This window comes from Amycolatopsis sp. NBC_00355 (genome assembly GCF_036104975.1).
Classification (GTDB): domain Bacteria; phylum Actinomycetota; class Actinomycetes; order Mycobacteriales; family Pseudonocardiaceae; genus Amycolatopsis.
The window spans coordinates 666,292-692,494 of sequence record NZ_CP107982.1; the positions used below are offsets into that span (position 1 = coordinate 666,292).

The following is a 26,203-nucleotide window of genomic DNA, read 5'->3' on the forward strand; positions in this document are numbered from 1 at the left end:
CATCTTGACCAATGGGCCGCCCGGAGACCAGCGACACCCCCACTGCTGCACAGGTGGACACGAACAGTGCACGAACCGGATAGGGCAGGATGTCCGAATGATCCGCCGCGCCCTGACCGCCGTGTTCGCCGCCGCCGCCGTACTCCTGCTGTGCTCGCCGCCGGCGTCGGCCCACACCGAGCTGACGTCGAGCTCGCCCGCGGAAGGCGCGTCACTGGCCGAGGCGCCGACGCAGGTCCAGCTCACTTTCGAGGAGCCGGTCACGCTGCCGCCGGACGCCGTGAAGATCACCGGCCGCGACGGCACCGCCTGGCCGGTCAGCACCCCGGTGGCGGCCGGGAACGTCGTGACCGCGCCGGTGACGCCCGCCGGGCCCGCCCAGGCCTACACGCTGACCTGGAAGGTCGTCGCGAAGGACGGCGACAACGTCACCGGCACCGTCCACTTCACCCTCACGGCCGCGGCCTCCCAGGCGGCGCCGACGCGCGCGGCGATCACCGAAGCCGCGCCCACCTCGCAGGCCCCCGTCGTCGGCGTGGACACCGGTAGCTTCCCCGGCTGGGTCTGGATCGTGGTCGCCGTCGTCGGCCTGCTCGCCGTGATCGTCGTCGGGCTGCGCTTCCTGCGCGGCGGCGGCCCGAAGGCCTGACCTGCTCCTGCCGACAACCCGTTCAACGCAGGGCTCTGTGAAGTGTGCGTGAAGGCCGGCGGTGATACGACGAAGATCGCGACCAGTTCGATGACCAGGAACGGTCGCCGCCGGCCTCCCGATCGCGCCCGCTACCGACGGGTGATGGCGACGGCCGCGGCGAGGTAGTCCGCGACTCCGATGGCGATGATCGGCGGCACGACGAGGATGACGATCACCTGCAGCATGAACGTCAGCCGGTCAGTGAGCCGGTTCGCGACCGTGGGTCCGGCGGGGGTGACGGTCCTGCTCGGGTCGGGCGAGGCTGGGGTGCGGGGCGTCGCCGTTCCCTCCGGCCGGGTCAGGTACGACGGAGGGAACAGCACGTGAGACGCCGAGAATTCGACTGAATTAGTCGTTCGTGCGGCCTAAGCCTTCGCATTTAGTGATCATCCGTGATCGCTTCGCCAGGTTTGCCTCGTGTCGCCCGCGTCAGGGATGATCCCGGGCGTGAGCAGCCAGGACACCCCCAGCCGGCCCGCGCCGCCGGTGCTCGACGACATCTCGCGGCAGATCATCGCGCAACTGCAGGAGGACGGCCGGCGCGCGTACGCGACGATCGGCAAGGCCGTCGGCCTGTCCGAGGCCGCGGTGCGCCAGCGGGTGCAGCGGCTGTCGGACTCCGGTGTCATCCAGATCGTCGCCGTCTCGGATCCGGTGCAGGTCGGGCTGTTCCGGCAGGCGATGATCGCGATCACCGTGGACGGCCCGCTCGAGCCGGTCGGCGACGCGCTGGCCGACATGGACGAGATCGCGTACGTGATCCTCTGCGCCGGGCGTTACGACCTGCTCTGCGAGGCCGTCTGCGCCGACGACGAGGCCTTGCTCGAGCTGATCTCGACGCGCATCCGCGCGCTGCCGGGCGTCCGGCACGCGGAGGCGATGGTCTACCTCAAGCTGCGGAAACAGACGTACCAGTGGGGCACTCGCTGACCGTGACGACTGGATCCGAAGCCAAGATCGCGAAACGGTCGGGATAATCAGTCGTTGACGATGGTTGCCGGCCGAAGCCGCCGCGCGCTACTTCGGGCGGGTGCGCGAAATCTGCGACGAGCACGACGTCCTGCTGGTGTCGGACGAGGTCGACCTACGGCGGGCACCTGGTGTCCTGTGCGGTGGCGCCGGCCAACCTGGATCTGCTGGAGCGCGAGGACCTCTAGGTCACGTGCCGACGAACGAGTCGGCGGTCTGGTCCACTTTGGACAAACAGTTCGACGAGATGGCGCAGATCCTGCGCGACACCCTGACCCGGGCCTGGAAGCTGCCCTGGTCGCTGCGGCCGATCAGGTGAGAGCGGAGGCGCGGCTAAAACATCAACTTCCACAAGTCGGGCACCTACTACCCGTGCGCCTACATCACGAACTTCGCCGTTCCGGCTCGTTCGGTCCGGCAGACACCGAGCACCACGTGCGTCCTGCCCCGCACGCGTGCGGCTCACGCATCCGTCGGCTATCCCGACGGTGGCGATGCCGCGATCAGCGACACGCTCCAGGTGCAGTAGCCGGGTGCCCGCCGGGAAAGTCGCGTTCGTGCGGGTCGGTTAGCCCGGACGGGCAACGAATCTGCGCGGCGCCCGCCCTGCTGGGTACCGTGGATCTTGGGACCGGGGGAGCGGCCGTCGCCGGCCCGACTGTCGATGACGTCGGCCGCGCACCCGGGAGGATCCTCGATGACCGCGACCACGGACACCCCGCGCCTGCCGTTCGCGCGGCCGAACGTCCTGGAGATCGCCCCGCTCTACGAGGTGCTGCGGCGCGAGGGGCCGGTGGTGCGCGTGACCACGCCCGTGGGTGACCCGGCGTGGCTCGTCACCGGCTTCGACCAGGTGCGGACCGTGCTCTCCGACCCGCGGTTCGGCCGCTCGCACCCGGCGCCGGAAGAAGCGTCGTCGCTGTCGGACGCGGCGATCCTCAGCCGGCCGCAGGGTGATCACGACACCGAGCACGCCGAGCACGCGCGGATGCGGAAGATGCTGGTCCCGTCGTTCTCCGCCAACCGGATGCGGCGGCTGGCCGGCCACGTCCAGGAGCTGGCCGACGGCTGCTTCGACGCGATGGACCGCGCCCGCGCCGAGCACCCCGGGGAACCGGTCGACCTGCACGAACTGCTGTCGTTCCCGTTGCCCGTGCTGGTGATCTGCGAGCTGCTCGGCGTCCCGTACGAGGACCGCGACACGTTCCGCGTGCTCTCGGAGCGGATGGGCCGTACGGACATCGGCACCGGCGCCGACGCCGCGCTCGACGAGTTCGCCGGGTACATGGGGCGCCTCGCCGCGGCGAAGCGGCGCCACCCCACCCAGGACGTCGTCTCCGACATGGTCCGCGCCCAGGCCGGCGACCCGTCGTTCAGCGACGACGACCTCGCCCGGCTCGCCGCCGGCCTGCTGTTCGCCGGGCACGAGACGACGTCCAACCGGATCGACCTCGGCGTGTTGTTCCTGCTCACCGACCTCGCCGAGCGCGACGCGCTGGCCGCCGACCCCGAGGGCCGTGTGCACGGCGTCGTCGAAGAGATCCTCCGGATGTCGGCGCCGGGTGGCCTCGGCCTGCTGCGGTACGCGCACGACGACGTCGACCTCGACGGCGTGCCGATCGCCCGCGGCGACGCGATGGTGCTGTCGATCGGGGCCGCCAACCGCGACGAGTCCGTGTTCGCCGACGCCGCGACGTTCGACCCGGACCGCAAGCCGAACGGGCACGTCGCCTTCGCCTACGGCGGCTGGTTCTGCATCGGCGCCAGCCTCGCCCGCACCGAGCTGCGGGTGGTGTTCGGCTCGCTGTTCCGCCGCTTCCCGGGGCTGCGGCTGGCCGTCGGTGTGGACGAACTGGAGGTCCGGACGAATCGGGTCACCGGGGGAGTGGACCGCGTGCCGGTCCTCTGGTAGACCGAAGCGGCTTCGACGCCGTTATCACCGGAAAGACAGGACAGCATGGCCCTGTGGGACAAGCTCGGAATGGACGACAAGCTCGTCAAGGTGCTGAAGGAGATCCCACCGGGCCCGGAGGCCGAGGACTTCGGCCCCGCCTTCGTCACGATCCACCAGCTGGCCGTCGAGCTCGACCAGCGGTTCCCCGAGGTGCGGCGGCAGCTCGACGTGCCGTTCGGCGGCGGCGCGAGCCGGCACTCCGGGCTCGTCGAGCTGCTCGGCAAGGAGCTGGTCGACAAGATCAAGCGCTACGGCGACGTCTACCCGATCGAAGCGGCGCAGCTGTCGTCGGTGCGGTTCCGCGAGCTGCGGCTGCGCGGGCCGGGCGGGCGTGACCTGGTCGGCGCGTCGCGGACCGACCTGCCGCTGATCCGGCTGCGGGCCAAAGACAAGCCCGGGGACTGAGCGGTGCTCCCACCGCCACCGGTCCGGGTCCTGCTGGCCGAACGCGACCCCGGCGTGCGGGACCGCCTGAGCGGGATCCTCGATGAGGCGGACGGCATCGAGGTGGTCGGCTCGGTCGGCGACGCGGCGGCGGCCCGGGCCACCCTCCGGCGGCGGCTGCCCGACGTGGTGCTGCTGGACCCGCGACTGGCGCCGCTGGGGCCGGTTTCCCGGCGTCCGGCGGTGGTCGTGCTGGCCACGTTCGATTCCGAGTCCGGGATCCTGCGCGCGTTGCGGGACGGCGCGGCGGGGTTCCTGCTGCGCTCCGCCCGCCGCAACGAGCTGATCAAGGTGGTCCGGCTGGCGGCCGACGGGCACGTGGTGCTCTCCCCGGACGCCTCCCGCCGCCTGGTCTCCGCGGCGACCCGCTTGTCCGGCCCCCGCGACGAGCGGCTGGCCCGGGTCGACCTGCTGTCGGAGCGCGAGCGGGAGGTGCTGATCGGCATCGGCTCGGCCCTGACGAACGTCGAGATCGCGACGCGGCTCGAGCTGCCGGGGCCGGTGGTGCGGACCCTCGTCGCGCAGGTGGTGCGGAAACTCGGCTGCGCGCACCGGACGGAAGCCGGGCTGCTGGCGATCGAACGCGGCCTCTGCCGCTGACGGCTCTACCGCTGACGGACCGCCGTGAGGGGCACCCTCAGGGCGGCACAAGCCCTGAGGGTGCCCCTCACGACCTTCATCAGAAGCCGCCGAGGCCGTCCGGGACGCCGACGCCCGTGGGGGCGTCGTAACCCGGGGCGGCCACGCACAGGTAATCGCTGCCGCACTTCGCGCCGCCGCCCACCGGGTCGTTGTTCCCGGCCGTGATGTCGACGAACTGTGACGCCCGCGCGTACAGGTCAGCCGGCTGTGCGACGCCCGCGCGGCCGGAGCGGCCGTACAGGCCCGCGATGAACGGCGCCGACGCGCTCGTGCCGTTCACCGGGAGCCAGCCGCCCGCGTCGGTGTTGTGGATGGCCACGCTGTCCGCCACCGCCGAGACGTCCGCGATCGTCCGCTTGCCGCAGTGGGTGTCCTTCTGCCACTTCGGTTTCGCGATGTAGGCCGAGCAGCCGCTGCCGCCGTAGGACCACGCCTGCTCCTCCCAGCCGCGCGGGGAGTCGGGGTTCCTCGCCAGCGACGTCCCGCCGACCGCCACCGTCGTGGCCAGGTTCGCCGGGTAGCTGGCCGACGTGAACCCGAAGTCGCCCGAGGACGCCACCACGGTCACGCCCGGGTGCCGGTAGTGGCTGGCGAACGCCAGCGGGGCACCGCCTTCCCGCGCGCCGTAGCTGTTCGACACCACCTTCGCGCCCAGCCGGACGGCGGTGTCCTCGGTCTCGGCGAGGTCGGCGAACCCGGGGGTGTTGCCCTCCACGACGACGATCCGGCACGACGGGCACGCCGCCGACACCATGGAGACGTCCAAAGTGGACTCCAGGGCCCAGCCGAAGTCGGCCGCCGGCAACGGCGTCGCGGCGCCCTGCTGGTTGACCTTGCGGAAACAGCCGTCCGCCGAGGTGCACGGCGGCAGGCCGTACTGCGCCCGGTAGGTGGCCAGGTCGGCCTCCAGGTCGGGCGCGTCGTAGGCGATCGAGATGCCGACGACCGTGGCGGGCCCGGCAGCGCCGGGCAGCCGGTAGGCCGACACCAGGTCGTCGGCACCCCAGCCGACCGGGCCGTCGGCCAGGGCGCGCGTGGCCCCCGGCGTGAACGTGGTGAGACAGCGCAGGACGTCCGGCCCCGCGTCGGGACAGGCCGCGCGCGGCCCGGGTGCGGCGGCCGCGGCCGGAGCCAGCGCGATCGCCGCCGCGCAGACGGCGCTCAGCACGCCGATCTTTCGAAAGTACACAGTGGACACTCCCCTCAGATGGCGTAGACGTGGTAGGCGGCGGTGATCGTCTCCGCGATCGTCGCCCCGGCGGCGTCGGACGCGGTGACCCGCAGCGAGACGTCCGTGCCGCGGAAGGTGTCCGTGGTCGCGGCGAAGTCCGCGTGGTAGACGCCGTCGCCGCGGGCCGTGACGGCCGCGTCCTGCCAGGTGGTGCCGTCGGTCGAGTACTGCACGGTCACCCCCGTGATCGCGCTCGCGGTGCTCTGCTGCAGGTGCCCGGCCGTGAGGTCGAGCCCCTGCGGCCCGGACGCGGTGGAGCCGTCCGGCCGGAGCCCGCCGACCGCGTACCCCAGTGTCAGCAACGGTTCGACGGCGCAGGACCGGTCCGGCCCGGTTTCGCCCCGCGCGCAGTACAGCGCCTGCGGCAGCGTCACGCCTTCGACGTGCTGCGACTTCCACGTCCACTCGGTGCGGGTGGCCGTGCTCTGGTGGTACATCGGGCCCGTGCGGCCCGCGTCGAGCGTCAGCCCCAGGGTCGACGGCCCGGCGCCCACCTCCTGCTCCAGGTTGAGCGCGAAGCCGCCGACCGGGTCGCCCTCGGCGACCGTCGTGCCGTCCTGGGTCAGCGTGTAGTGCCCGGTGATCGTGTCGCGGGACTCGCCGTAGAAGCCGAACCCGGTGTGGCCGGGTTCGTTGTCGCTGAACGGCGTGAGGGCCAACCGCAGCAGGTCGCCGGCCCGGGTCGCGCCCGGCTGGGTGTAGACGGTCGCGTTGTCCAGCGGCTCGAGGGCGACGGCGCCGGCCGGGTGCAGCGGGAACCGGTTCCAGCCCTCGGTGACGGACGTGCCGCCGCGGTAGCCGTGGAACGCTTCGTACTGGCCGCCCGCCCAGCCGGGGACCGGCCCGGGCAGGACGTACTTCGAGACCCCGCCGAACCAGACGAGGTCCGGCGCGGCCGAGACGTACTCGGTTTGCCGCCGCGGCAGGTCGATCGGGTGCGACGGCCGCCCGCTGGTGTCCTCGAAGGCGAACATGCCGCTGCGCTGCCGCAGGCCGGCGGAGGCGTACTCGCTGTAGTAGGTGGCGTCGACCGCGGCGACGTCCTTCGCCGTGATCACGTACCGCTGCTGCGGAATCGTGCCGATGCCGGCCTTCTGCAGCACGTATTCGTACGGCGTGCCGGGTCCGGGCGGGGACACGAGCCGGCTGTACGGGTACGTCTGCAGCGCGCCGGTGGTGACCGGTTTCGCCGTCGGCGACACGGAAATCGGCACGCCGGGACCGGCGTCGAAGTCGACGAGCAGCGCCGGCCCGGTCTTCGCGGCCCGGCGGAACAGGAACCCGGTGTCGTCGAGCAGCGCGGGTCGCGGGGTCACCCAGGTCAGCTTGCTGCTGGCACGTTTCGCGTCGACGCGGACGGTCGTGTCGGCCTTCACCGCGAACTCGGGTTGCGCGCTGAGGCGCAGTTCGGTCATGGCACCGTCGGCGTCGGCGGTCCAGAAGACGCCGAGCGCGCTGTAGTTCCCGTCCGGCGCGCTGAACTTCGCCGTTCCCCCGGCGAAGTAGTTGTAGTTTTCGTTCGGGTCGAGGATGGTGCCGTCGTCGGTGTTGTAGAGGAACGCGATCCCGGTGTCGGCGGGCTTCCCGCCGATGTCCGTGGCGTCCACCGAGACGGTGCGCATCACCGACCGTGGTTGCGCTTTCGGCTGCTTAGCGCCACTGAGCGCGAAGCTCGCTCCGCCGGCGAAGATGCCCTGACCGCCGAAGTGGCCGCGGGCGTTGTCCTCCTTGAACTGCTTCGCCAGCGCCGCGCCGAAGTCGGGCACGCGTTCGGCGGCGGCGACCTGCCCGCCGGCCAGCAGCGCCTTGACGTCGAACAGGCTCAGGTCGAGCCCGCGCCCGAGGTAGGGGAGTGCGGTGCCGGGGACCTCGTAGTCCCGGCCGCCGAGGCGCAGGTGGACGAGCGCCCGCGCCATCCCCTTCGCGGCGGCGGGCCGGACCTCGAAGGTGTCCCGGCCGTCCGGAGCGGTCCGGACGGTGACCCGGTCACCGGTGATGAGCGTGGCGGTGGACGCCGGGGTCGTCGCGCCCGCCGGGGGTGGGGCGAGCCCGGTCAACCCCGCTTGACCGGCGAGCAGGACCGCGAACACCGTGAGAGTTCTTCGCACTGGCACCTCCGTAAGGTGGTTGATCACCCACTACTTACGAACCAGTTGCCGTACCCGTTGAGGCCGTTCGCGATCTTTTCCGAAGTTACCTCGAACGGATCAACCACCCAGAGTCAGGAAGAGTGGACCACCGGCACCGGCCTCGCGACGCCGAAACCGCCGTACGGTCCGGCTTTCGCGCGCTTGCGAACCTCGTCGAAGTGGCGGTGCACCGCTTCCGCCGCGGCGTCCGGGTCGCGCAGCAGGAGGGCGTCCACGATCACCTGGTGCCGCTTCGCGGTGGCCGTCGGGGCGCCGGCCGGGCCGCCCAGTTCCCGCTCCGCGATCTGGTAGACGTCCCAGAACAGCCCGGTCAGCTCGCGGGCCAGGTCGAAGCCGGCTTCCGCGCAGATCAGGTCGTGGAACTCGCGATCGGCCTCCGCCGCGTCCGGGCCCTTGCGGCGCATCCGGGCCACGCACTCCTGCAGGTCCTCGATCAGCTCCGGCCGGTGCTCGACGGCGACGCGGCGGGTCAGCTCCGTCTCCAGCATCTCGCGAACCTCGAGCAGGTCGCGCAGGCGGCCGACGTCGGTCGCGCCGCGGGCGCGCGTGCGGAACAGCAGCCAGGTCTGCAGCGACTCCGAGCCCGCCGACCCGACGAACGTGCCGTAGCCGTGGCGGATCTCGACGATGCCCAGGGCCTGCAGGGCCTTGATCGCCTCGCGGATGGAGTTGCGGCTGACGCCGATGTCCTCCATCAGGCTCAGCTCGGTCGGCATCGGCGCGCCCGGCGGGAGCTCCCGTTCGACGATCAGGTCGATGATGCGCTTGGTGATCTCTTCGCTGCGCTGCGGACGGGCCACTGCTTGTCCTCCCCGGATGCGTCGTGAGAGGACATCCTACGTCATACGTTCGCCACGCTTGACCAGCACGCGCACCAGTCCTAGGCTCACGCCGGTCATAGGACGTCCCATGTCCTACCGTTCGAGGCCCGCAGGAGACAGCGATGTCCCAGAGCCCGTCGCTCAGCCGCCGCCAGGTGCTGCGCTACACCACCTTCGCCGGCGCGGCCCTGGCGTTCCCCACCGTGCTCGCCGCGTGCGGCGGCCCGGCGTCCACCAACAAGACCGGCAGCTCGACCGGCTCGCTGACGGCCGTGATCGGCTACGGGAACAATCAGACGTGGGATCCGCTGCAGACGGCGTCGGCCTTCTCGATGGCCGCGATCCTGCACTGCTACGAGTCCCTGGTGGAGGGTGACCCGATCACCCGCGCGCCGTTCCCCGGCCTGGCTAAGGCCCTGCCCGCCGACGCGAGCGGCACGAGCCTGAAGTTCGAGCTCCGCGACGGCGCGAAGTGGCACGACGGACAGCCGGTCACCGCCGACGACGTCGTCTTCACCTACGCGCGGGCGCTCGACGACCAGGAGAACGTGCTGATCCACAGCTTCTTCGCCACCTGGCTGAAGGAAGTCCGCAAGACCGGCGACCGCGCGGTCGAGTTCGTCCTCAAGTTCCCGTTCCCCTACGCGCTGCAGCGCATCCAGTGCTGCAAGATCGTCCCCCAGCACGTCTACGACGGCAAGTGGGCCGACGCCGCGGCGGGCAAGGTCGTCGGCTCCGGGCCCTACAAGATCGTCGAGCAGGCGCCGCTGTCGCACACCAGCTTCGAGAAGTTCGCCGACTACAACGGCCCGCGCCCGGGCGCCTACGACAAGATGCTGTGGAAGTCCATCGTGGACTCCGCGCCGCGCGTCGCCGCGATCTCCGGGGCGACGCCGGACGCGCAGATCGCCGAGAACATCCCGCCCGCCAACGCCGACCAGCTGCGCAAGGCCGGCCGGACCGTCGAGTTCGCCGACGGCGGCAACAACCTCTTCCTGCTGTTCAACACCGCGCACGCGCCGTTCGACGACAAGCTCGTGCGCCAGGCGCTGCACTACGCGATCGACAAGAAGAAGATGGTCGAGATCGGGCTGAAGGGCGCCGGCTCGCCCGGGACGTCGTTCATCAACCCGAAGCTCCCGTCCTCGCAACCCGCGTCGCAGGACTTCGCCTACAACCCCGACAAGGCCAAATCCCTGCTGCAGCAGGCGGGCGCGAGCGGGCTGAAGATCACGCTGTCCACGACGAACACGTCACTGGTCGCCGACTGCGTCAAGGTGATCAAGGAGGGCTGGGACGCGATCGGCGTCCAGACCACTTTGGACTCCCAGGACACCAAGGCGCTGTTCTCCAAGCTGGACGCGGGCACCGACTTCCAGGTCGTCGCCTCGACCAACAACCCGCTGCAGTTCGGCAACGACCCCGACCTGATGATCCGGTACTACTACGACGCGAAGTCCATCCTGACGGCGAAGTACGCGCGCTGGAGCGGCCCGGACGCCCAGTCCCTGCTGGCGCTGCAGGACCAGGCCGCGGCGGAGACGGACGCGGCGAAGCGGACGAGCTTGAACAAGCAGCTGCTGGACGCGATCTCCGAGCAGGCCGTCATCTACCCGGTGGTGTTCACCCAGCTCGGCACCGCGTGGGACCCGAAGGCGATCAGCGGCGTGCACGCCCAGGGCTACCCGGGCATCTACCTGAACCAGGCCAAGCCGGCCTGAGCGAGGAGAGCTCCCGTGGTCGTCGTCGTGCGGATGCTGCTGAGCCGCGTCCTCGCCCTGATCCCGCTGCTGCTGGGCGTGATCCTGTTCGTCTTCGTCGTGATGCGGTTCGCGCCGACCGACCCGGCGCTCGCCGCGTTCGACGGCGCGAACGCCACCGCCGAGCAGCTGCAGCGGTTCCGGCTGGACAATGGCCTGCTCGACCCGCTGCCGCTGCAGTACGTCCACTTCGTCTGGCACCTGCTGCAAGGCGACTTCGGCACCAGCGTGATCACCAAGCAGCCGGTCGGCCAGACCATCGCGACCGCGCTGCCGCTGACCGTGCAGCTCACCCTGCTCGGCCTGGTCATCGCGCTGGTCGTGTCGCTCGTGCTCGGCGTGACGTCGGCGCTGTTCCGCGACCGCTGGCCGGACAAGGTGATCCGGGTGGTCACCCTGGCCGGGGTCGCCGCGCCCGCGTTCTGGGTGGCGCTGCTGCTGGTGCAGTGGCTGGCCGTCGACCGCGGGCTGTTCCCGACCAGCGGGTACGTCAGCCCGGCGGACTCGCTCGGCGGCTGGCTGAACTCGCTGACGCTGCCTGCGGTGTCCCTCGCGCTGCCGGTTGCGGCGCAGCTCACCCGGGTGATCCGGACGTCGATGGTCGAGGAGCTGGACAAGGACTACGTCCGCACCGCGCGCGGCGGTGGGCTGCCACCGGTCGTCGTGGTCGGCCGCAACGTGCTGCGCAACGCGCTGGTCACCCCGCTGACCGTGCTCGGCCTGCGGGTCGGCTACCTGCTGGGCGGCGCGGTCGTCATCGAGACGATGTTCGCGCTGCCGGGAATGGGGCAGAACATGATCCAGGCCGTCAAGGACGGCGACACCGCCAAGGTCCAGGGCTTCGTGATCACCATCGCGATCGGGTTCGTGCTGGTCAACCTGATTGTCGACGTCCTGTACCTGATGGCGAACCCGCGGCTGCGGAGCCACTCGTGACGCGCCGGTCCTGGCCCGCGCTCGCGGTGCTCGGCGTCCTGCTGCTCGTCGCGGTCGTCGGCACGCTCCTCGCGACGCACAACCCGGACGCGCTGAGCACCGACACCGGCGGCCCGAGCGCCGCGCACTGGTTCGGGACCGACCAGTCGGGCCGGGACATCTTCTCCCGGCTGGTCGCGGGGACACGCTGGTCGCTCGCCATCGGCCTGGGGGCGGTGGCGCTCGCACTCGTGTCCGGCGCGGCGATCGGGGCGTTCGCCGCGACGTCGGGCGCCCGGGTGGACGCCGTGGTGATGCGCGTGCTCGACATCGTCATGGCGTTCCCCGGCATCGCCTTGGCCGCGGTCCTGGTGGCCGTGTTCGGCCACGGGATCCTGGTGCTGATCCTGGCCATCGGGTTCCTCAACACGCCGCCGGTGGCGCGGGTCGTGCGGGCGAACGTGCTCGCGCAGTACGGCGAGGACTACGTCGCGGCGGAAAGCGTCATCGGGGCGCGCCGGTTCCACGTGCTGACCCGGCACGTCGCGATCAACTGCGCGGCGCCGGTCCTGGTGTTCTGCACGGTGACGGTGGCCGACGCGATCGTCTTCGAGGCGTCGCTGTCGTTCATCGGCGCCGGCATCCAGCCCCCGGACCCGTCGTGGGGCTCGGTGCTGGCCGACGGCAAGGACCTGGTGCTGACCGGCGGCTGGTGGGCGACGCTGTTCCCCGGCCTGCTGATCCTGATCACGGTGCTGGCGCTGAACGTCCTGTCCGAACGCTTCTCGGACGCGCTCGCCGCGCCCTCGGCCCGCGCGGCCCGGGCCGGAGCGGTGGCGAAGGCCGTCGCCGCCCGCGAAGACGCCGACACGGCGCCCGTGCTGCCGATCGCGGGGCTGCGTGAAGCGGGGGAGCGCCTCGCCCGCACCGCTCGCTCGCTGGATCACCGGGAGACGGTCCTCGAGGTGGACCGGCTGGCGATCGCGTTCCCCGGCCGCCACGACGGCGTGAACGTCGTCGACGGTGTCTCGTTCAGCGTCCGCGCGGGCGAGGTGCTCGGCCTGATCGGCGAGTCCGGCTGCGGCAAGTCGCTGACGTCGCTGTCGATCCTCGGCCTCCTGCCGCCGACGGCGACCGTGACCGGGCAGATCCGGTTCGCCCAGCGCGACCTGCTCGCGCTGCGCCCCGGCGAGCGGCGCCGGCACCTCGGCCACGACATCGCGATGATCTACCAGGACGCGCTCAGCTCGCTCAACCCGGCGATGACCATCCGCGCCCAGCTCAAGCAGTTCACCCGCCGCGGCGGCACCCGCACCCCGGCCGAGCTCCTGGACCTGGTCAACCTCGACCCCGAACGGACACTGCGCGCCTACCCGCACGAGCTGTCCGGCGGGCAGCGGCAGCGCGTGCTGATCGCAATGGCGCTCTCCCGCGACCCGAAACTGATCGTCGCCGACGAGCCGACCACCGCGCTCGACGTCACCGTGCAGGCCCAGATCATGGCGTTGCTGCTGCGGCTGCAGGACGAACTCGGCTTCGCGCTCGTCCTCGTCTCGCACGACCTCGCGCTGGTCTCCGAGATCGCCGACCGCGTCGTCGTCATGTACGGCGGCCAGGTCGCCGAGCTGGGCGCCACCGCGCAGGTCATCGGCTCGCCGCGGCACCACTACACCCGCGGCCTGCTCAGCGCGGTGCTGTCGCTGGAGGAGAACGAAGCCCGCCTCACCCAGATCAAGGGCGTCGTCCCGGCGCCGGCCGAGTTCCCGGCGGGCTGCCGGTTCGCCGGCCGCTGCCCGGCGGCCCGCGACAAGTGCCACGACGAGCCGCCGGTCCGCTTCGGCGAGCCGGTCGACCACCTCGTCGCCTGCCACTTCCCGGCGGTCGACGTCGCCCGCGAGAAGGAGGCGACGGCGTGAACCTGCTGGAACTCGACGGCGTCCACGTCGTCCACAAGATCCGGGGCGCGAACCTGTTCGGCCACGACAACGTCTACGCGCTGACCGACGCCCACCTCGTCGTGAACCCGGGCGAGACCGTCGGCGTTGTCGGCGAGTCCGGCTGCGGCAAGTCGACGCTGGCCAAGGTGATCGTCGGCCTGCAGCGCCCCACCGCGGGCACCGTGCGGTTCCGCGGCAAGCCCCTGGACCGCGGCTTCGGCCGCGAGGCCGGCATGGTCTTCCAGGACCCGTCGACCGCGCTCAACCGCCGGCTGGCCGTCGCCCGGATCATCCGCGACCCGCTCGACGTCCACCGCGTCGGCACCCCGGACGAGCGTGATGCCCGGGTCCGCGAGCTGATGACGCTGGTCGGGCTGCCCGACAGCGTCGCCGACGCGGTGCCGGGCCAGCTGTCGGGCGGCCAGCGCCAGCGCGTCGCCATCGCCCGCGCGCTGGCGCTGGGACCGGCGCTGCTGGTCGCCGACGAGCCGACGTCCGCGCTCGACGTCTCGGTGCGTGCGCAGATCCTCAACCTGCTGCTCGACCTGCGCGAACAGCTCGGGCTGGCGATGGTGTTCGTCTCCCACGACATCCAGACGGTCAAGAAGATGAGCGACCGGATCGTCACGATGTACCTCGGCCGCGTCGTCGAGGAAGCGCCCGCGTCAGAACTGCCAGGTGCCGCCCGGCACCCCTACACGCGGGCCCTCTTCTCGGCGACGCCCAGCCTGCTGCACCAGGTCGAGCCGATCGTGCTCACCGGCCCGGTGCCGTCGGCGACCCGCCCGCCGAGCGGCTGCCCGTTCCGCACCCGCTGCCCTAAGGCGACCGGCGAGTGCGCGGCCGACCTGCCGCCGCTCGCCGTGGCCGACGGCGGCCACACCTACCGCTGTATCCATCCCGAGACCCCTGCCGGAGTGATCGCCTGATGCCGAAGTTCGCCGGAATCGTCCCCCCGCTGTGCACGCCGTTCCACGACGACTTCAGCGTGGACACCGACTCGCTGCGGCGGCACGTCGAGGTCCAGCTCGACGCCGGGGTCCACGGCGTCTTCGTCCTCGGCTCGTCCAGCGAGGTCGCCTTCCTCCCCGACGCCCAGCGCCGGGTCGTCGTCGAGACGACGGTCGAGCAGGTCGCCGGGCGCGTCCCGGTGCTGGCCGGCTGTATCGACATGACGACGTTGCGGGTCGCCGAGCACATTCGCGCCGCCGAAGCGGCCGGGGCCGACGCCGTCGTCGTCACCGCGCCGTACTACACCCGCACGCACGTCGCCGAGATCGACCGGCACTTCCGGCTGCTGCACGAACGCACGTCACTGCCGATCGTCGCCTACGACATCCCGGTGGCGGTCCACACGAAGCTCGACGGCGCCATGGTGCTCGACCTCGCCGCCGACGGCGTCCTCGCCGGCCTGAAGGACTCCAGCGGGGACGAAGCGGCGTTCCGCGCGGTGCTGCTGGGCAAACGCGAACGCGGCCTCGACGCCTTCGCCGTGTTCACCGGCTCCGAACTCCTCGTCGACGCGGCGCTGGCGATGGGCGCGGACGGCGCCGTCCCGGGCCTCGGCAACGTCGACCCGGTCGGCTACGTCCTCGTCCACGACCACTTCAAGGCCGGCAACCTCGCCGCGGCGCGCCGCGAGCAGGAGCGCCTGCTGAAGCTGTTCTTGATCACCTCCGTGGCGCCGCCGAGCCGGATGGGCCGCGGCTCGGCCGGCCTCGGTGCGTTCAAGGCCGCGATGAAGATGCGCGGCTTCATCGACAACGCCGTCATGGCCCCGCCGCAGCTGCCCCTGGACGACGAGGAACTGCTGCGCATCAAGGAGCTACTCGTCGAAGCGGGCTTGCTCTGACGGCCCCGCCCACCCGCCCGAGGGAGATGAGGACGACGCCGGCGACGCTGAGCGCGCCGCCGGCGACGTCCACCCAGGTCGGCGTTTCGCCCAGCCAGACGAACGCCACCGCCAGGGCGACAGCCGGGACGAGGTAGAGCGCGCCGGTCGCGACGGCGATCGGGTGGCGGGCCACCGCGTACCCCCAGGCGACGAACCCGGCCGCCGAGGGCAGCACACCCAGGAAGACCACGGACAGCGTCGCGCTCAGCGGTGCCGTTCCGACGCCGCGGAGGGCCGCGGGCGCGAGCGGCAGCAGGAACAGCGTCCCGGCCCACATCGCGTAGCAGGCGACCTCGAGTCCGGTGTAGCGCTTCAGCAAGGGCTTGCTGCCGAAGTGGTAGACACCCTGGACCGCGGCGGCGGCCAGCACGACCCACGCGGCGCCCGGGTACCCCAGGCCGCCGCCGAGCGCGATGAGCACGCTGCCGCCGAGCGCCACGGCGCTGCCCAGCACCTTCGCCGTCGTCAGCCGCTCGCCCAGGAACGCCGCCGCGAGCAGCACGCTGAACACCGGCGCCACCGAGACGAGCAGGCTCGCCGTGCCCGCCGGAACGCGCACCTCACCCCAGTTGAGCAGCACCTGGTACGCGCTCATCCCGGCCAGCCCGCACCCCGCGATCCGCGGCAGGTCGGCCGCGCGCGGCCGCCGCACCCCCAGCACCGGCGCGACCAGCAGCAGCACGGCCGAGGCCACCGCGAGCCGGGCGAACGACAGCCCCGCGACGCCGTAGCCGTCGAGTCCCACCTTGATCGCCGGGAACGCCGACGCCCACAGGACGACGGTGACGGCCAGGGCGAGGGTTGCCTTGAGAGTGCGCTTCACGACGGCTATCGTCGGCCGGAAGATGCAGAAGTACCAGTTACGGTTTCTTCGCTGAAGAGAAAGTCGGACTTCATGTTGGAGCTGCGCCGCCTGCGCATCCTGCACGGTCTCGCCCAGCACCGGACCGTGGCCGCGACCGCGACCGCGTTGCACCTGACCGGCCCGGCCGTCTCGCAGCACCTGGCCGCCCTCGAACGCGAAGCGGGTACGCCGCTGCTCGAGAAACAGGGCCGTACCCTGGCCTTCACCCCGGCCGGGCGGTTGCTGGTCTCGCACGCCGAGGTGATCCTCGACGACCTCGCCGCCGCGGAGTCGGCGATGGCGGCGGTGTCCGGGAACGGCGGCACCGGCACGGTGCGGCTGGCCGCGTTCGCCTCGGCGGCGCGGCAGCTGCTGCCGGCGGCGTGGGCCGCGCTCCGGGAGGCCGGGACGGTGTCGCTGCGCCTGGTCCAGGAGGAGCCGGACGACGCGCTGGAGTCGTTGCGCCGCCAGGACGTCGACATCGCGCTGGTGCACAGCTATTCGCTGCTGCCGCGCAGCATCCCGCCGCGCTGCGAGGACCGGCGGCTGCTGGCGGACCCGGTGCTGCTGGCCCTCGATCCGGCGCTGGCCGCGTCGGCCGGCTTGGCGCCGGGCGAACCCGTGCGGCTGGAGCGGTTCGCCGGTCACCCGTGGCTCGTGCCCGCCGCCGATCTTTCGTGCCGCGAGATGATCCACCGGGCCTGCGGCGCGGCGGGGTTCGTCCCGCCGGTGGCGGCGGAGGCGAGCGACTTCGCCGTCCTCGTCGCGCTCGCCGCGTCCGGCGCGGGGGTGGCGTTGGTGCCCGCCATGGCGTTGCCCGCCGGGCCGCCCGGGGTCAGCCTCCACCCGCTCGAAGAACCGTTGACCCGCAAGGTGTTCGCGCTGACCCGGACGGGCACCGCGCGGCGCCCGGACATCCGGGTCGTGCTCGACGAACTCGAACGGTCGGCTCGCGACCGGGACGACCACTACTTCTGAGGCCGCGCCTTCTCCACGGCTTCGAGGAACTTCGCGACCTTCGCGCGCATCCCGTACGGGTACAGGAACGTGTTCCCGGCCAGCTTGTCGGCGAACAGCGGCACGTTCGCCACGACGTCCGGCGCCGAATCCGGGACCACGAAGACGATCTTGCCCGGTTTCCAGGCCGTCGGCGGGGTGTGCTGGATCTTGCTGATCTTCTCGACCGGGAACCGGTTCTTGGTGTCGCCGGGGATGATGAACCAGCTCTTCGTCGCGATGCTGAGCGTGACGGTGTGCCCGTCGAAGCGGATCGACCTGCGCCTGGCCCTCAGATGCACCGTCCGACTATCGCAGAGCGCGCGCCCCGCGGGACAGGTGCTTCCGGGTGCTCAGAGCGTCTTGCAGGTCAGCTCCGGCCGCGCGGCGCCGTTGCCCTGGCCCGTCAGCGCGGTCAGGCCGAACGACGTCGAGCCGTTCGCGTCGAGCTTCGCGTTCCAGTCCGCGTTGTCGACCGTGACGGTCGAGCCGTCGACGGTGAAGGTCCCGTTCCACAGGCCCGTGATGTGGTGGCCGCGGGGCAGGGTCCAGTTGACGCGCCAGCCGAGCAGGCCGACCGCCCGGTCATTGCGGACGGTCACCTCGACCTGGTAGCCGCCGGGCCACGAGTTCGTCACCCGGTAGTCGGCCGCGCATCCGAGGTCGGCGGGGGCCGACGAGCTGGTGACCGGGGTCGTCGACGGGGGCGCGGTGGTGGACGGCACGGGCGCCGGCGCGGCCACCGGCGTCCCGTCGGGCACCAGGACCGTGCCGATGAGGACCCCCAGGGCCAGCAGCAACGCGCCCGCCGCGCAGACGAGGACGAGCCGCCGCCGTGGCTTGCGGACCTGCAGCAGGCGCGTTCCGGTCCGGGGCGGGACCCGCGGCGGCGGCAGCGGACGGCCGCCGGTGACCGCTTCGAACAGCTCCTGTACCTCGGCCATGGCCGGCCGCTGCTCGGGATCCCGCTGCAGGAGCCGCCCGAGCACCTCGGCCAGCGGGCCGCTGTGCTTCGGCGGGATGACGTCGTCCTGGGCGATCCGCCGCAACAGGACGATGGTGTTGTCCTCGTTCCCGAACGGCGGCATGCCCTCCAGCGCGCGGTAGAGCGTCGCGCCGAGGGAGAAGACGTCCGCCGGGAACCCGGCTTCGGCACCTCCGGCGACTTCCGGGGCCAGGTAGGCGGGCGTGCCGGCGATGAATCCGCCACCGGTCACGGCCCCTTCGCCGGTCGCGCGGGAGATGCCGAAGTCGGCGATCTTCGTGACGCCGTCGGGGGTCGTGAGGACGTTGCCGGGGGTGACGTCCCGGTGCACGATTCCCTCGGCGTGCGCGGCGGCCAGAGCCGACGCGATCTGTTCGCCGATGCGCGCGACCTGGTCGGCCGGCAGGGTTTCCCGCTCCAGCAGGACTTCGGCCAGGCTCTGCGACGGCAGGTACTCCATCACCAGGTACGGGTCGCCGTCGTGCTCGACGACGTCGTGCACGGTGATCGCGTGCGGGTGCCGCAGCCGTGCGGTGAGCCGCGCTTCCCGCAGCGCCCGCGGGCCACCCTGGCCGCCGCCGGACGGGTCGAAGCCCAGCTGCTTCACCGCGACGACCCGGTCGAGCCGCTCGTCGCGGGCACGCCAGACGACGCCCATCGCTCCCTGGCCGATCCGGTCGACCAGCCGGTAGCGCTCGGCGATCAGCTGTCCTGCCTCGGTCACGACGACCCTCCGGTACCGGTGCTCGCCCAGGCCTTCCCCGGGTGACACGGATCCGGGGAGCGATCGGTTCGAGCTTAACGGCCTGCTCGTCGTCTCGCCGACGAGCAGGCCGCCCCCACGCTCACGCGCCGAGCGGGTGCAGCTGGTCCCAGGACGGGACGCGCGGGGTGATCCGTAGCCTCATCCCGGCCTCGGCGGGCAGCTTGTCCGCCTTGCGGGCGTTGCAGCTGCGCGCCGTCCCGCCGCACGCGGCGACCGTGTTGAGCCAGTCGGTCCGCGCGCCGCCGCGGCTCAGCGGCACCACGTGGTCGATCGTCGTCGCGCGCTGCCCGCAGTAGGCGCAGCGGTGCCCGTCACGTGCCAGCACACCACGCCGGGACCAGCGTGGCGGCTGCGTATATCGCCACTTCATGACGACGTACCGCAGTAGCCGCACGATCTTCGGGCGCGGGAACAGCCCGTACGCGAGACCGTCTTCGGCCTCGTGGACCACGGCGACGTCGCGCACGAGCATCCGGATGGCGTGCGGGACGGACACGGTGTGCAGCGGCTCGTAGCCGGCGTTGAGGACCAGAACGCCCATGGCGCACCCTCTTTCTGGGGGAAGGAACACGAAAAGCCGCCCGGATCGCGGGGATCCGGGCGGCTTTCCGCGAAGCGACCCGTTCATGGTCGCCGAGCTTCGCGAGAGGCGTCAATCGTGTTTCAGCGCAACGGGTGACTCTCGAGGAACCGCCAGATCACCGGGGTCGCGTCGATGACGGTCGGCGTGGCCGAGTCGAGGTTCGGTTTTGTGCTCGGCCAGACGTGCCCCGCGTCCTCGACGCGGTAGTGCTCGACGGTGCCTCGCCGGTCGCAGGCGAGCCACTTCTCCGCGACGACGCCCTTGACCGGCGTCCACGACACGGGCCCGAACCGGCAACCGTCCCTTGTGGACCACGCGGCCAGCCAGTCGGGGATCGTCGGCAGGCCCTTCTCCGGGTTGCCGGTGTAGGGGATGGTCGTGTCGGCGGTGCCGTGGAAGTCGAGGACCGGCACCGGCCGGCTCGGGTGGCAGGCGCCGCCCTGCGGGTAGAAGGCGCCGGACACCGGGGCGAACGCCGCGATCCGGCTCGCCAGGCGGCAGGCCAGCACGCCGACGAACCCGCCGCCGTTGGACTTCCCGGCGGCGAAGACGCGGTTCGCGTCCACGCACAGCGTCTTCTGCAGCTTCGTGATCAGGTCACTGGTGAGCAGGACGTCGTCCGCGGCCGCCGAATAGGGCGCGCCGGTCCAGGCGGTCTCGCCGTCGGTCCCGACCAGGCCCTGGGGGTAGACCGAGATCGCGTCCAGCGCCGAGAAGCCGGACAGCTCCTCCTGGTACGCGGACGTGCGCTTGTGCCCGTGGAACGACAGGAGCACCGGGTAGGACTTGCGCGGGTTGTAGTGCGCCGGCAGGTGCACGGTGTAGGTGCGGTCGAGGCCACCCGAGGTGAGGTGCTGCGTCGTCGTCACGCCGGCCGGGACGGGCGCCGGGCGGCCGCAGCCGGTGGTGCGGACGGGGTGGTCGACGACGTGCGACGGTGTCACAGCCGCGGCGGGTGCGGCGAAGCCGGTGGTCAGCGCGCAGGCCGCGGCGAACGCGGCCGCCCACCGGGGCCGGGGGAAGCGTCCGGGCACTCGATCCTCCTTGATCGGCAGCAGGGCGTGGCCAGCATCACACCGGCTGTCGCGGACCGCCTACATTGCGTTCATAAAGTGCGCGGCCGGGTGACGGCCGGGACTGTCGGACCCCCTCGGTACGATCGGCGCGTTCGCCGACACCCGGAAGGAAGCCCGTGACCACCCCGATCGAGACGCTCGAGTTCCAGTCCGAGGCGCGTCAGCTGCTCCAGCTGATGATCCATTCGATCTATTCGAACAAGGACACGTTCCTGCGGGAGCTCGTGTCGAACGCGTCGGACGCGCTCGACAAGCTGAGGCTGGAGTCGTACCGCGACAAGGACCTCGTCGCCGACACGTCCGACCTGCACATCACGATCGAGTCGGACCCGGCCGGGCGCACGCTGACGGTGCGGGACAACGGCATCGGCATGACCCGCGACGACGTCGTCGCCCTCATCGGCACGATCGCCAAGTCCGGCACCGCCGACTTCCTCGCCAAGCTCAAGGAAGCGAAGGACGCCGCCGCGTCGCAGGACCTGATCGGCCAGTTCGGCGTCGGCTTCTACGCGAGCTTCATGGTCGCCGACAAGGTCACGCTCGTGACGCGCCACGCGGGCAGCGCCGAGGGCGTCCGCTGGGAGTCCGCGGGTGAAGGCACCTACACGATCGAGCCGGTCGAGGACGCACCGCAGGGCACCGCGGTCACCCTGCACCTCAAGCCGGAGGACACCGAAGACGCCCTGTACGACTACACGTCCCCGGCGAAGATCCGGGAGATCGTGAAGAAGTACTCGGACTTCATCACCTGGCCGATCCGGATGACCGCCGACGCGGTGCCGGCCGCCGAGGGCGAAGAGCCCGCCGAGCCGGCGGTCGAGACGGTGAACTCGATGAAGGCCCTGTGGGCGCGCTCGTCGAGCGAGGTGACCGAGACCGAGTACAGCGAGTTCTACAAGCACGTCAGCCACGACTGGCAGGACCCGCTCGAAACGATCCGGCTGCAGGCCGAGGGCACGTTCGAGTACCAGGCGCTGCTGTTCCTGCCATCGCACGCGCCGATGGACCTATTCCTGCGCGAGCGCAAGCGCGGCGTGCAGCTCTACGTCAAGCGCGTGTTCATCATGGACGACTGCGAGTCGCTCGTCCCCGAGTACCTGCGGTTCGTCAAGGGCGTCGTCGACGCGCAGGACCTCTCGCTCAACGTGTCGCGGGAGATCCTGCAGCAGGACCGCCAGATCCAGCTGATCCGCCGCCGGCTGGTCAAGAAGGTCCTCTCGACGGTCAAGTCGATGATGTCGTCCGACGCCGAGAAGTACGCGACGTTCTGGCGCGAGTTCGGCCGCGCGGTCAAGGAAGGCCTGCTCGACGACTTCGAGAACCGCGAGGCGATCCTCGAGATCTCGTCGTTCCCCTCGACGCACGACGCCGAGAAGCCGACCTCGCTGCGCGAGTACGTCGAGCGCATGAAGGAAGGCCAGGAGCACATCTACTACATGACCGGCGAGTCCCGGTCGGCCGTCGAGAACTCGCCGCACATGGAGGCGTTCGCGGCCAAGGGCTACGAGGTGCTGGTGCTCACCGACCCGATCGACGAGATGTGGGTCGACGCGGTGCCGGGCTTCGACGGCAAGCAGTTCCAGTCCATCGCGAAGGGCCAGGTCGACCTGGACTCGGACGAGGACAAGAAGGCCACCGAGGTCGCCCGCGAACAGCAGCAGAAGGACTTCGAGGGCCTGCTGTCGTGGATGGGGACGTCGCTGGGCGAGGACGTCAAGGAGGTCCGGCTCTCGTCGCGGCTGACGACGTCGCCCGCCTGCATCGTCGGCGACACCCACGACCTGACCCCGACGCTCGAGAAGATGTACCGCGCGATGGGCCAGGAGCTGCCGCCGATCAAGCGGATCCTGGAGCTCAACCCGGAGCACGCCCTGGTCACCGGCCTGCGCGAGGCGCACGCTTCGCGGCCGGAAGACGAGGGGCTGGCCGAGACGGCCGAGCTGCTCTACGGCATGGCGCTGCTCGCCGAAGGCGGCGAACTGGGCGACCCGGCCCGCTTCATCAAGCTGCTGGCGAACCGGCTCGAGAAGACCCTCTGACGCCGGTGCCCGGGCGGGTTCCTCCCGCCCGGGCCCGCGGGTAGCGGCTTCGCCCGCGCCGGATGACCAGGCCCGATGTGGTGTCCGGTCTCGCTCGCGGCGACGCGATCCGCTGATGCTCGGCCGCGACCTCGACCGCGACCGCGACCGCGGCGGCGCCGTGCGCGCGATCCGGCCGACGCGTGCTCCTGCGCAGCCGCTGCGTCGAGACTCGTACTCGGCCCGGCCCGGCCCGGCCCGGCCCGGCCCGCGTCGGCGTGGACCTGTCCGTCCGGTCGCTGGTTCCGCGTCCCGGCGTCGCCCGCGGCGGCCGGGACTCCGCGCCGGGCCCGCCCGAGGAGGACACTCACCCGAGAGGCTCTCGACGGGTGAGAGGAGCTCGCGTGTCCTCGTCGCAGGTTTTCGCCGACCGCGAGGCCGGCGGGCGGCGGCTGGCGCGTGCGCTCGCGGGCCGGACCTGGACCGATCCGCTCGTGCTCGGCCTCGCCCGGGGCGGGATGCCGGTGGCGGCCGTCGTCGCCCGATGGCTCGGCGCCGAACTGGACGTCGCGGTCGCGCGGAAGATCGGCGCGCCGGGGCGGCCGGAGTTCGGCGTCGGCGCGGTCACGCCGCACGGCCCGGCCATCTACTCCGAGGAGAGCCTCCGGATCCTGCACCTCACCGCCGGGGAGCTGGCCCGGACGGAAAACCGCGAACGGGCCGAAGCGCGGCGCCGGCTGGAGCGCTACCGCGGCGGCCGGGCGCCGGTCGTCTGCGCCGGTCGTGACGTCATCCTCGTCGACGACGGGCTCGCCACCGGCGTCACCGCCCGGGCCGCGCTGCGTGACCTGCGGGCCGGCAACCCCCTGACCATGGTTTTCGCCGCACCCGTGTGCGCTCCGGGAGCCGCCGCATTGCTGCCCGAAGCGGACGACGTCGTCTCCGTCTTCGAACCGCCGGAGTTTCGCGCCGTCGGCCAGTGGTACGCCGATTTCCGCCAGACCCGGGACGAGGAGGTGCTCGCCCTGCTCGCCCGGTGACCCTCGGCAGTTCCACACAGGACGCGCTGTGACGTGCTGCTCCGCCTGGGGAATCCCGGGTTGAGGCGGCGAGGGGCGGGGTATCACCGGGCGGGGGAACCGACGGATGGGCAGGTGTCATGGCGGAACGGGACGGACTCGGCGCACCGGCGCTCGGGCTGCGGCAGTATCTGCTTGCGGTCGCGAGCAAGCTCGACGCGCCCGCCTGGTTCTGCGAGGTCGAGGTGCCCGCCACCGCCTACCTGGCGCTGGAACGGCGTCTCGACCGATTCCCGGACCACGAGACGGCGCTGCTGTGGGACGAGCAGGACGGCTGGGCGGCGGCGGTCGAGTCGTCGACCGGCGAGGACATGGTGGTGCTGGCCTACCTGGGTGAGGACCTGCTGCCCCAGCCGTGCGCCGTCGCGGCGTTCGTCCGTGAGCTCTACGGTGACAGCTACCCGGGGCGCCCCGACCCGCCGGACTTCCGCAGTCCCGGCAGCGCGGACGGCTTCGACGAGCGTCTCGCCGCCTACGCCGGGAAGAGCGTCTGCCTGCGGGAAGGCCAGGCCTGAAGTCCGCCCGCTCGTCCGTCCACATCGGACACAAGGTGAGACCTGGGTGACCGCCGGGCGCCGGCCGCACTACTCTGGCAGGACCTGCAGTGGTGGTTGTGACGAGCCGGGAGGCCCAGTGAGCACGGAAGCCGCCGATGCGGTGGTGATCGGCGCCGGTCACAACGGCCTGGTCGCGGCCAACATGCTGGCCGACGCCGGCTGGTCGGTGCTGGTCCTGGAGGCGACGGACCGGCCGGGCGGCGCGGTCCAGACCGCCGAGGTCACCGAGCCCGGCTTCCACATGGACCTGTTCAGCTCGTTCTACCCGCTCGGCGCGGTGTCGCCGGCGATCCGGGGCCTCGGGCTCGAAGACCACGGCCTGCGGTGGCGGCACGCGCCGGACGTGCTCGCGCACGTGCTGCCGGACGACCGGTGCGCCGTGCTCTCGCGGGACCTCGACCGCACCGCGGCCTCGGTCGACGAGTTCGCGCCGGGTGACGGCGCCGCGTGGCGAGCGTTGGCCGCGCAGTGGCAGGAGCTGCGGGAGCCGTTGCTGGCCGCGTTGTTCGCGCCGTTCCCGCCGGTGCGTCCGGCGCTGAAACTGTTGCGGCGCACCGGTACGGCCGACGCGTTGCGCTTGGCGCGGACGCTGACGCTGCCGGCGCGCCGGTTCGGCGAAGAGGTGTTCGCGGGGGAGGGGGCGCGGCTGCTGCTGGCCGGGAACGCCGCGCACAGCGACCTTTCCGTGGACAACGCGGGCAGCGCGGTGTTCGGCTGGCTGCTGGCGATGATCGGGCAGGACACCGGTTTCCCGGCGCCCGCGGGTGGCGCGGGGGAGCTGACCGCGGCTTTGGTGCGGCGTTTGGAATCCCGTGGCGGAAAAGTCCATTGTGGACGTCCGGTGCGGGAGGTCCTGGTCGCCGGCGGCCGGGCGCTGGGGGTCCGCGACGCCGCGGGTGACCCGGTCCGGGCACGCCGCGCGGTGCTCGCGGACGTGCCTGCGCCGTTGTTGTACGGCGAACTGGTGGGCGCGGAGTGGCTGCCGTCGCGGCTGGTCGACGACCTGCGCCGGTTCGAGTGGGACAGCGCGACGGTGAAGGTGAACTGGGCGTTGTCCGGCCGGGTCCCGTGGACGGCCGAGGGCGCGCGCGGCGCGGGCACGGTCCACCTCGGCACGGACCTGGACGGCCTCTCGGCGTTCGGCGGCGAACTGGCCCGCGGCCGGACGCCGCGACGTCCGTTCCTGCTGTTCGGCCAGATGACGACGACCGACCCGGACCGCTCGCCGCCGGGCACCGAAGCGGCGTGGGCGTACACGCACGTACCGCGCGGTGCGATGGCGGCGCGAGGGGCGCTGGAGCGGCGGGTCAAGCGGATCGAGGAGACGATCGAGGCTCACGCGCCGGGGTTCGCGGCCCTGGTCGAGAACCGGTACGTGCAGGGCCCGGCAGAGCTGGCGGAGCACAACCCGGGCCTGGTCGGCGGCGCGATCAACGCGGGCACGACGGCGATCCACCAGCAGCTGTTCTTCCGCCCGGTCCCGGGCACGGGCCGAGCCGACACCCCCGTCGACCGCCTGTTCCTGGCGGGCGCCTCGGCCCACCCGGGCGGAGCGGTCCACGGCGGCCCCGGAGCCAACGCGGCCCGCGCGGCGCTGGCCCGAGCCGGAAAACTGGGCGGCGGTTACGCGGCGGTGATCCGCGCGGCCCACCGGGCGATCTACGGCTGAAGCCCACGACCTCGAGAGCCGTGTTGGCCACTCCGGTCACCGTGTTGGCCGTTCGCGTACGTCCGAGCCGCCCGCCATTGGTCGAACGGCAGTGATCGGAAGGTTCGACTGGCGTGGAACAGTCAACTTGGGCCTGAGAGAACGCCCCCGCCGACCGACGCGGTCAGCACAGGTCGCCGGAGCGGTGGCCCTGCGTCGACAAGGCCGACGATGGAGCCGGAG

At 72.0% G+C, this 26,203-nt stretch carries 25 protein-coding genes; 16 read left to right on the top strand and 9 right to left on the bottom strand.

Annotation, left to right across the window (positions count from 1 at the left end):
* Positions 1 to 97: 97 nt before the first annotated feature.
* Positions 98 to 649, top strand: a complete 552-nt coding sequence (locus tag OHS18_RS02940) for a copper resistance CopC family protein (RefSeq protein WP_328615812.1) — start codon at positions 98 to 100, stop codon at positions 647 to 649.
* Positions 650 to 780: 131 nt separating this feature from the next.
* On the opposite strand, the gene OHS18_RS02945 is transcribed toward OHS18_RS02940, so the two are convergent.
* On the bottom strand, positions 781 to 1,014 hold the full coding sequence (locus OHS18_RS02945; RefSeq protein WP_328615813.1) for a hypothetical protein: 234 nt from the start codon (positions 1,012 to 1,014) through the stop codon (positions 781 to 783).
* Between the two features lie 112 nt (positions 1,015 to 1,126).
* Between OHS18_RS02945 and OHS18_RS02950 the strand changes: the two genes are divergently transcribed.
* The 5 genes from OHS18_RS02950 to OHS18_RS02970 all read left to right on the top strand — a co-directional run bounded on the left by OHS18_RS02950 (position 1,127) and on the right by OHS18_RS02970 (position 4,658).
* On the top strand, positions 1,127 to 1,621 hold the full coding sequence (locus OHS18_RS02950; protein ID WP_328458949.1) for an Lrp/AsnC family transcriptional regulator: 495 nt from the start codon (positions 1,127 to 1,129) through the stop codon (positions 1,619 to 1,621).
* A 232-nt stretch (positions 1,622 to 1,853) separates the two neighbouring features.
* On the top strand, positions 1,854 to 1,979 hold the full coding sequence (locus tag OHS18_RS48505) for a hypothetical protein (protein ID WP_442874415.1): 126 nt from the start codon (positions 1,854 to 1,856) through the stop codon (positions 1,977 to 1,979).
* A 378-nt stretch (positions 1,980 to 2,357) separates the two neighbouring features.
* The gene (locus tag OHS18_RS02960; protein WP_328456350.1) at positions 2,358 to 3,572 is read left to right on the top strand and encodes a cytochrome P450; all 1,215 of its coding nucleotides are present in this window, start codon (positions 2,358 to 2,360) and stop codon (positions 3,570 to 3,572) included.
* 45 nt (positions 3,573 to 3,617) lie between these two features.
* A complete protein-coding gene (locus OHS18_RS02965; RefSeq protein ID WP_328615814.1) occupies positions 3,618 to 4,019 on the top strand; it encodes a hypothetical protein in 402 nt (133 codons plus the stop codon).
* Positions 4,020 to 4,022: 3 nt separating this feature from the next.
* Entirely contained in the window at positions 4,023 to 4,658 is a 636-nt protein-coding gene (locus tag OHS18_RS02970; RefSeq protein WP_328456347.1) for a response regulator transcription factor, read from the top strand.
* A 79-nt stretch (positions 4,659 to 4,737) separates the two neighbouring features.
* Here the strand turns inward: OHS18_RS02970 and OHS18_RS02975 are convergent, their stop codons facing one another.
* From OHS18_RS02975 to OHS18_RS02985, 3 genes are all read right to left on the bottom strand, one after another.
* Positions 4,738 to 5,889 (bottom strand): S53 family peptidase, encoded by a 1,152-nt coding sequence (locus OHS18_RS02975; RefSeq protein ID WP_328615815.1) that lies wholly within the window; start codon positions 5,887 to 5,889, stop codon positions 4,738 to 4,740.
* 14 nt (positions 5,890 to 5,903) lie between these two features.
* Entirely contained in the window at positions 5,904 to 8,039 is a 2,136-nt protein-coding gene (locus OHS18_RS02980; RefSeq protein ID WP_328456344.1) for a hypothetical protein, read from the bottom strand.
* A 113-nt stretch (positions 8,040 to 8,152) separates the two neighbouring features.
* Positions 8,153 to 8,881: a FadR/GntR family transcriptional regulator gene (locus tag OHS18_RS02985; protein ID WP_328456342.1), complete on the bottom strand. Its 729-nt coding sequence runs from the start codon at positions 8,879 to 8,881 to the stop codon at positions 8,153 to 8,155.
* Between the two features lie 143 nt (positions 8,882 to 9,024).
* Between OHS18_RS02985 and OHS18_RS02990 the strand changes: the two genes are divergently transcribed.
* The 5 genes from OHS18_RS02990 to OHS18_RS03010 are packed head-to-tail and all read left to right on the top strand — an operon-like array spanning position 9,025 to position 15,366.
* Positions 9,025 to 10,623, top strand: a complete 1,599-nt coding sequence (locus tag OHS18_RS02990; protein WP_328615816.1) for an ABC transporter substrate-binding protein — start codon at positions 9,025 to 9,027, stop codon at positions 10,621 to 10,623.
* A gap of 15 nt (positions 10,624 to 10,638) precedes the next feature.
* Entirely contained in the window at positions 10,639 to 11,598 is a 960-nt protein-coding gene (locus tag OHS18_RS02995; protein WP_328615817.1) for an ABC transporter permease, read from the top strand.
* Positions 11,595 to 13,493 carry a dipeptide/oligopeptide/nickel ABC transporter permease/ATP-binding protein gene (locus OHS18_RS03000; protein ID WP_328615818.1) on the top strand — a complete coding sequence of 633 codons (1,899 nt, stop codon included), beginning with the start codon at positions 11,595 to 11,597 and terminating at the stop codon, positions 13,491 to 13,493. Before OHS18_RS02995 ends, OHS18_RS03000 begins: the two co-directional genes overlap by 4 nt.
* On the top strand, positions 13,490 to 14,443 hold the full coding sequence (locus OHS18_RS03005; RefSeq protein ID WP_328615819.1) for an ABC transporter ATP-binding protein: 954 nt from the start codon (positions 13,490 to 13,492) through the stop codon (positions 14,441 to 14,443). The genes OHS18_RS03000 and OHS18_RS03005 overlap by 4 nt, the downstream gene beginning before the upstream one ends.
* On the top strand, positions 14,443 to 15,366 hold the full coding sequence (locus tag OHS18_RS03010) for a dihydrodipicolinate synthase family protein (protein ID WP_328615820.1): 924 nt from the start codon (positions 14,443 to 14,445) through the stop codon (positions 15,364 to 15,366). The genes OHS18_RS03005 and OHS18_RS03010 overlap by 1 nt, the downstream gene beginning before the upstream one ends.
* Here the strand turns inward: OHS18_RS03010 and OHS18_RS03015 are convergent.
* Entirely contained in the window at positions 15,332 to 16,231 is a 900-nt protein-coding gene (locus tag OHS18_RS03015) for a DMT family transporter (RefSeq protein ID WP_328615821.1), read from the bottom strand. The two genes, OHS18_RS03010 and OHS18_RS03015, sit on opposite strands and share 35 nt — an antisense overlap.
* A 72-nt stretch (positions 16,232 to 16,303) precedes the next feature.
* On the opposite strand from OHS18_RS03015, the gene OHS18_RS03020 reads away from it, so the two are divergent.
* Positions 16,304 to 17,230, top strand: coding sequence for a LysR family transcriptional regulator (locus tag OHS18_RS03020; RefSeq protein ID WP_328615822.1), 927 nt, complete (start codon positions 16,304 to 16,306; stop codon positions 17,228 to 17,230).
* Here OHS18_RS03020 and OHS18_RS03025 read toward each other — a convergent pair.
* From OHS18_RS03025 to OHS18_RS03040, 4 genes are all read right to left on the bottom strand, one after another.
* Positions 17,221 to 17,550: a hypothetical protein gene (locus OHS18_RS03025; protein ID WP_328615823.1), complete on the bottom strand. Its 330-nt coding sequence runs from the start codon at positions 17,548 to 17,550 to the stop codon at positions 17,221 to 17,223. The genes OHS18_RS03020 and OHS18_RS03025 overlap by 10 nt on opposite strands.
* A 51-nt stretch (positions 17,551 to 17,601) precedes the next feature.
* Positions 17,602 to 18,957, bottom strand: coding sequence for a serine/threonine-protein kinase (locus OHS18_RS03030; RefSeq protein ID WP_328615824.1), 1,356 nt, complete (start codon positions 18,955 to 18,957; stop codon positions 17,602 to 17,604).
* Between the two features lie 121 nt (positions 18,958 to 19,078).
* Positions 19,079 to 19,540 (bottom strand): HNH endonuclease, encoded by a 462-nt coding sequence (locus OHS18_RS03035; protein WP_328615825.1) that lies wholly within the window; start codon positions 19,538 to 19,540, stop codon positions 19,079 to 19,081.
* 122 nt (positions 19,541 to 19,662) lie between these two features.
* Positions 19,663 to 20,616 (bottom strand): alpha/beta hydrolase family esterase, encoded by a 954-nt coding sequence (locus tag OHS18_RS03040; protein ID WP_328615826.1) that lies wholly within the window; start codon positions 20,614 to 20,616, stop codon positions 19,663 to 19,665.
* Between the two features lie 158 nt (positions 20,617 to 20,774).
* On the opposite strand from OHS18_RS03040, the gene htpG reads away from it, so the two are divergent.
* The 4 genes from htpG to OHS18_RS03060 all read left to right on the top strand — a co-directional run bounded on the left by htpG (position 20,775) and on the right by OHS18_RS03060 (position 25,981).
* A complete protein-coding gene (gene htpG, locus OHS18_RS03045) occupies positions 20,775 to 22,697 on the top strand; it encodes a molecular chaperone HtpG (RefSeq protein ID WP_328456318.1) in 1,923 nt (640 codons plus the stop codon).
* A 383-nt stretch (positions 22,698 to 23,080) separates the two neighbouring features.
* Positions 23,081 to 23,716: a phosphoribosyltransferase gene (locus OHS18_RS03050; protein WP_328615827.1), complete on the top strand. Its 636-nt coding sequence runs from the start codon at positions 23,081 to 23,083 to the stop codon at positions 23,714 to 23,716.
* A gap of 119 nt (positions 23,717 to 23,835) precedes the next feature.
* On the top strand, positions 23,836 to 24,270 hold the full coding sequence (locus tag OHS18_RS03055) for a DUF6292 family protein (RefSeq protein WP_328615828.1): 435 nt from the start codon (positions 23,836 to 23,838) through the stop codon (positions 24,268 to 24,270).
* 118 nt (positions 24,271 to 24,388) lie between these two features.
* A complete protein-coding gene (locus OHS18_RS03060; protein ID WP_328456312.1) occupies positions 24,389 to 25,981 on the top strand; it encodes a phytoene desaturase family protein in 1,593 nt (530 codons plus the stop codon).
* Positions 25,982 to 26,203 lie beyond the last annotated feature (222 nt).

Bases quoted from the DNA above. Each gene is read 5' to 3' on its own strand.
- OHS18_RS02940 (WP_328615812.1), top strand. From the start codon at position 98: ATGATCCGCCGCGCCCTGACCGCCGTGTTCGCCGCCGCCGCCGTACTC.
- OHS18_RS02950 (WP_328458949.1), top strand. From the start codon at position 1,127: ATGATCCCGGGCGTGAGCAGCCAGGACACCCCCAGCCGGCCCGCGCCG.
- OHS18_RS02960 (WP_328456350.1), top strand. From the start codon at position 2,358: ATGACCGCGACCACGGACACCCCGCGCCTGCCGTTCGCGCGGCCGAAC.
- OHS18_RS02965 (WP_328615814.1), top strand. From the start codon at position 3,618: ATGGCCCTGTGGGACAAGCTCGGAATGGACGACAAGCTCGTCAAGGTG.
- OHS18_RS02990 (WP_328615816.1), top strand. From the start codon at position 9,025: ATGTCCCAGAGCCCGTCGCTCAGCCGCCGCCAGGTGCTGCGCTACACC.
- OHS18_RS03010 (WP_328615820.1), top strand. From the start codon at position 14,443: ATGCCGAAGTTCGCCGGAATCGTCCCCCCGCTGTGCACGCCGTTCCAC.
- OHS18_RS03020 (WP_328615822.1), top strand. From the start codon at position 16,304: ATGTTGGAGCTGCGCCGCCTGCGCATCCTGCACGGTCTCGCCCAGCAC.
- OHS18_RS03035 (WP_328615825.1), bottom strand. From the start codon at position 19,540: ATGGGCGTTCTGGTCCTCAACGCCGGCTACGAGCCGCTGCACACCGTG.
- OHS18_RS03055 (WP_328615828.1), top strand. From the start codon at position 23,836: ATGGCGGAACGGGACGGACTCGGCGCACCGGCGCTCGGGCTGCGGCAG.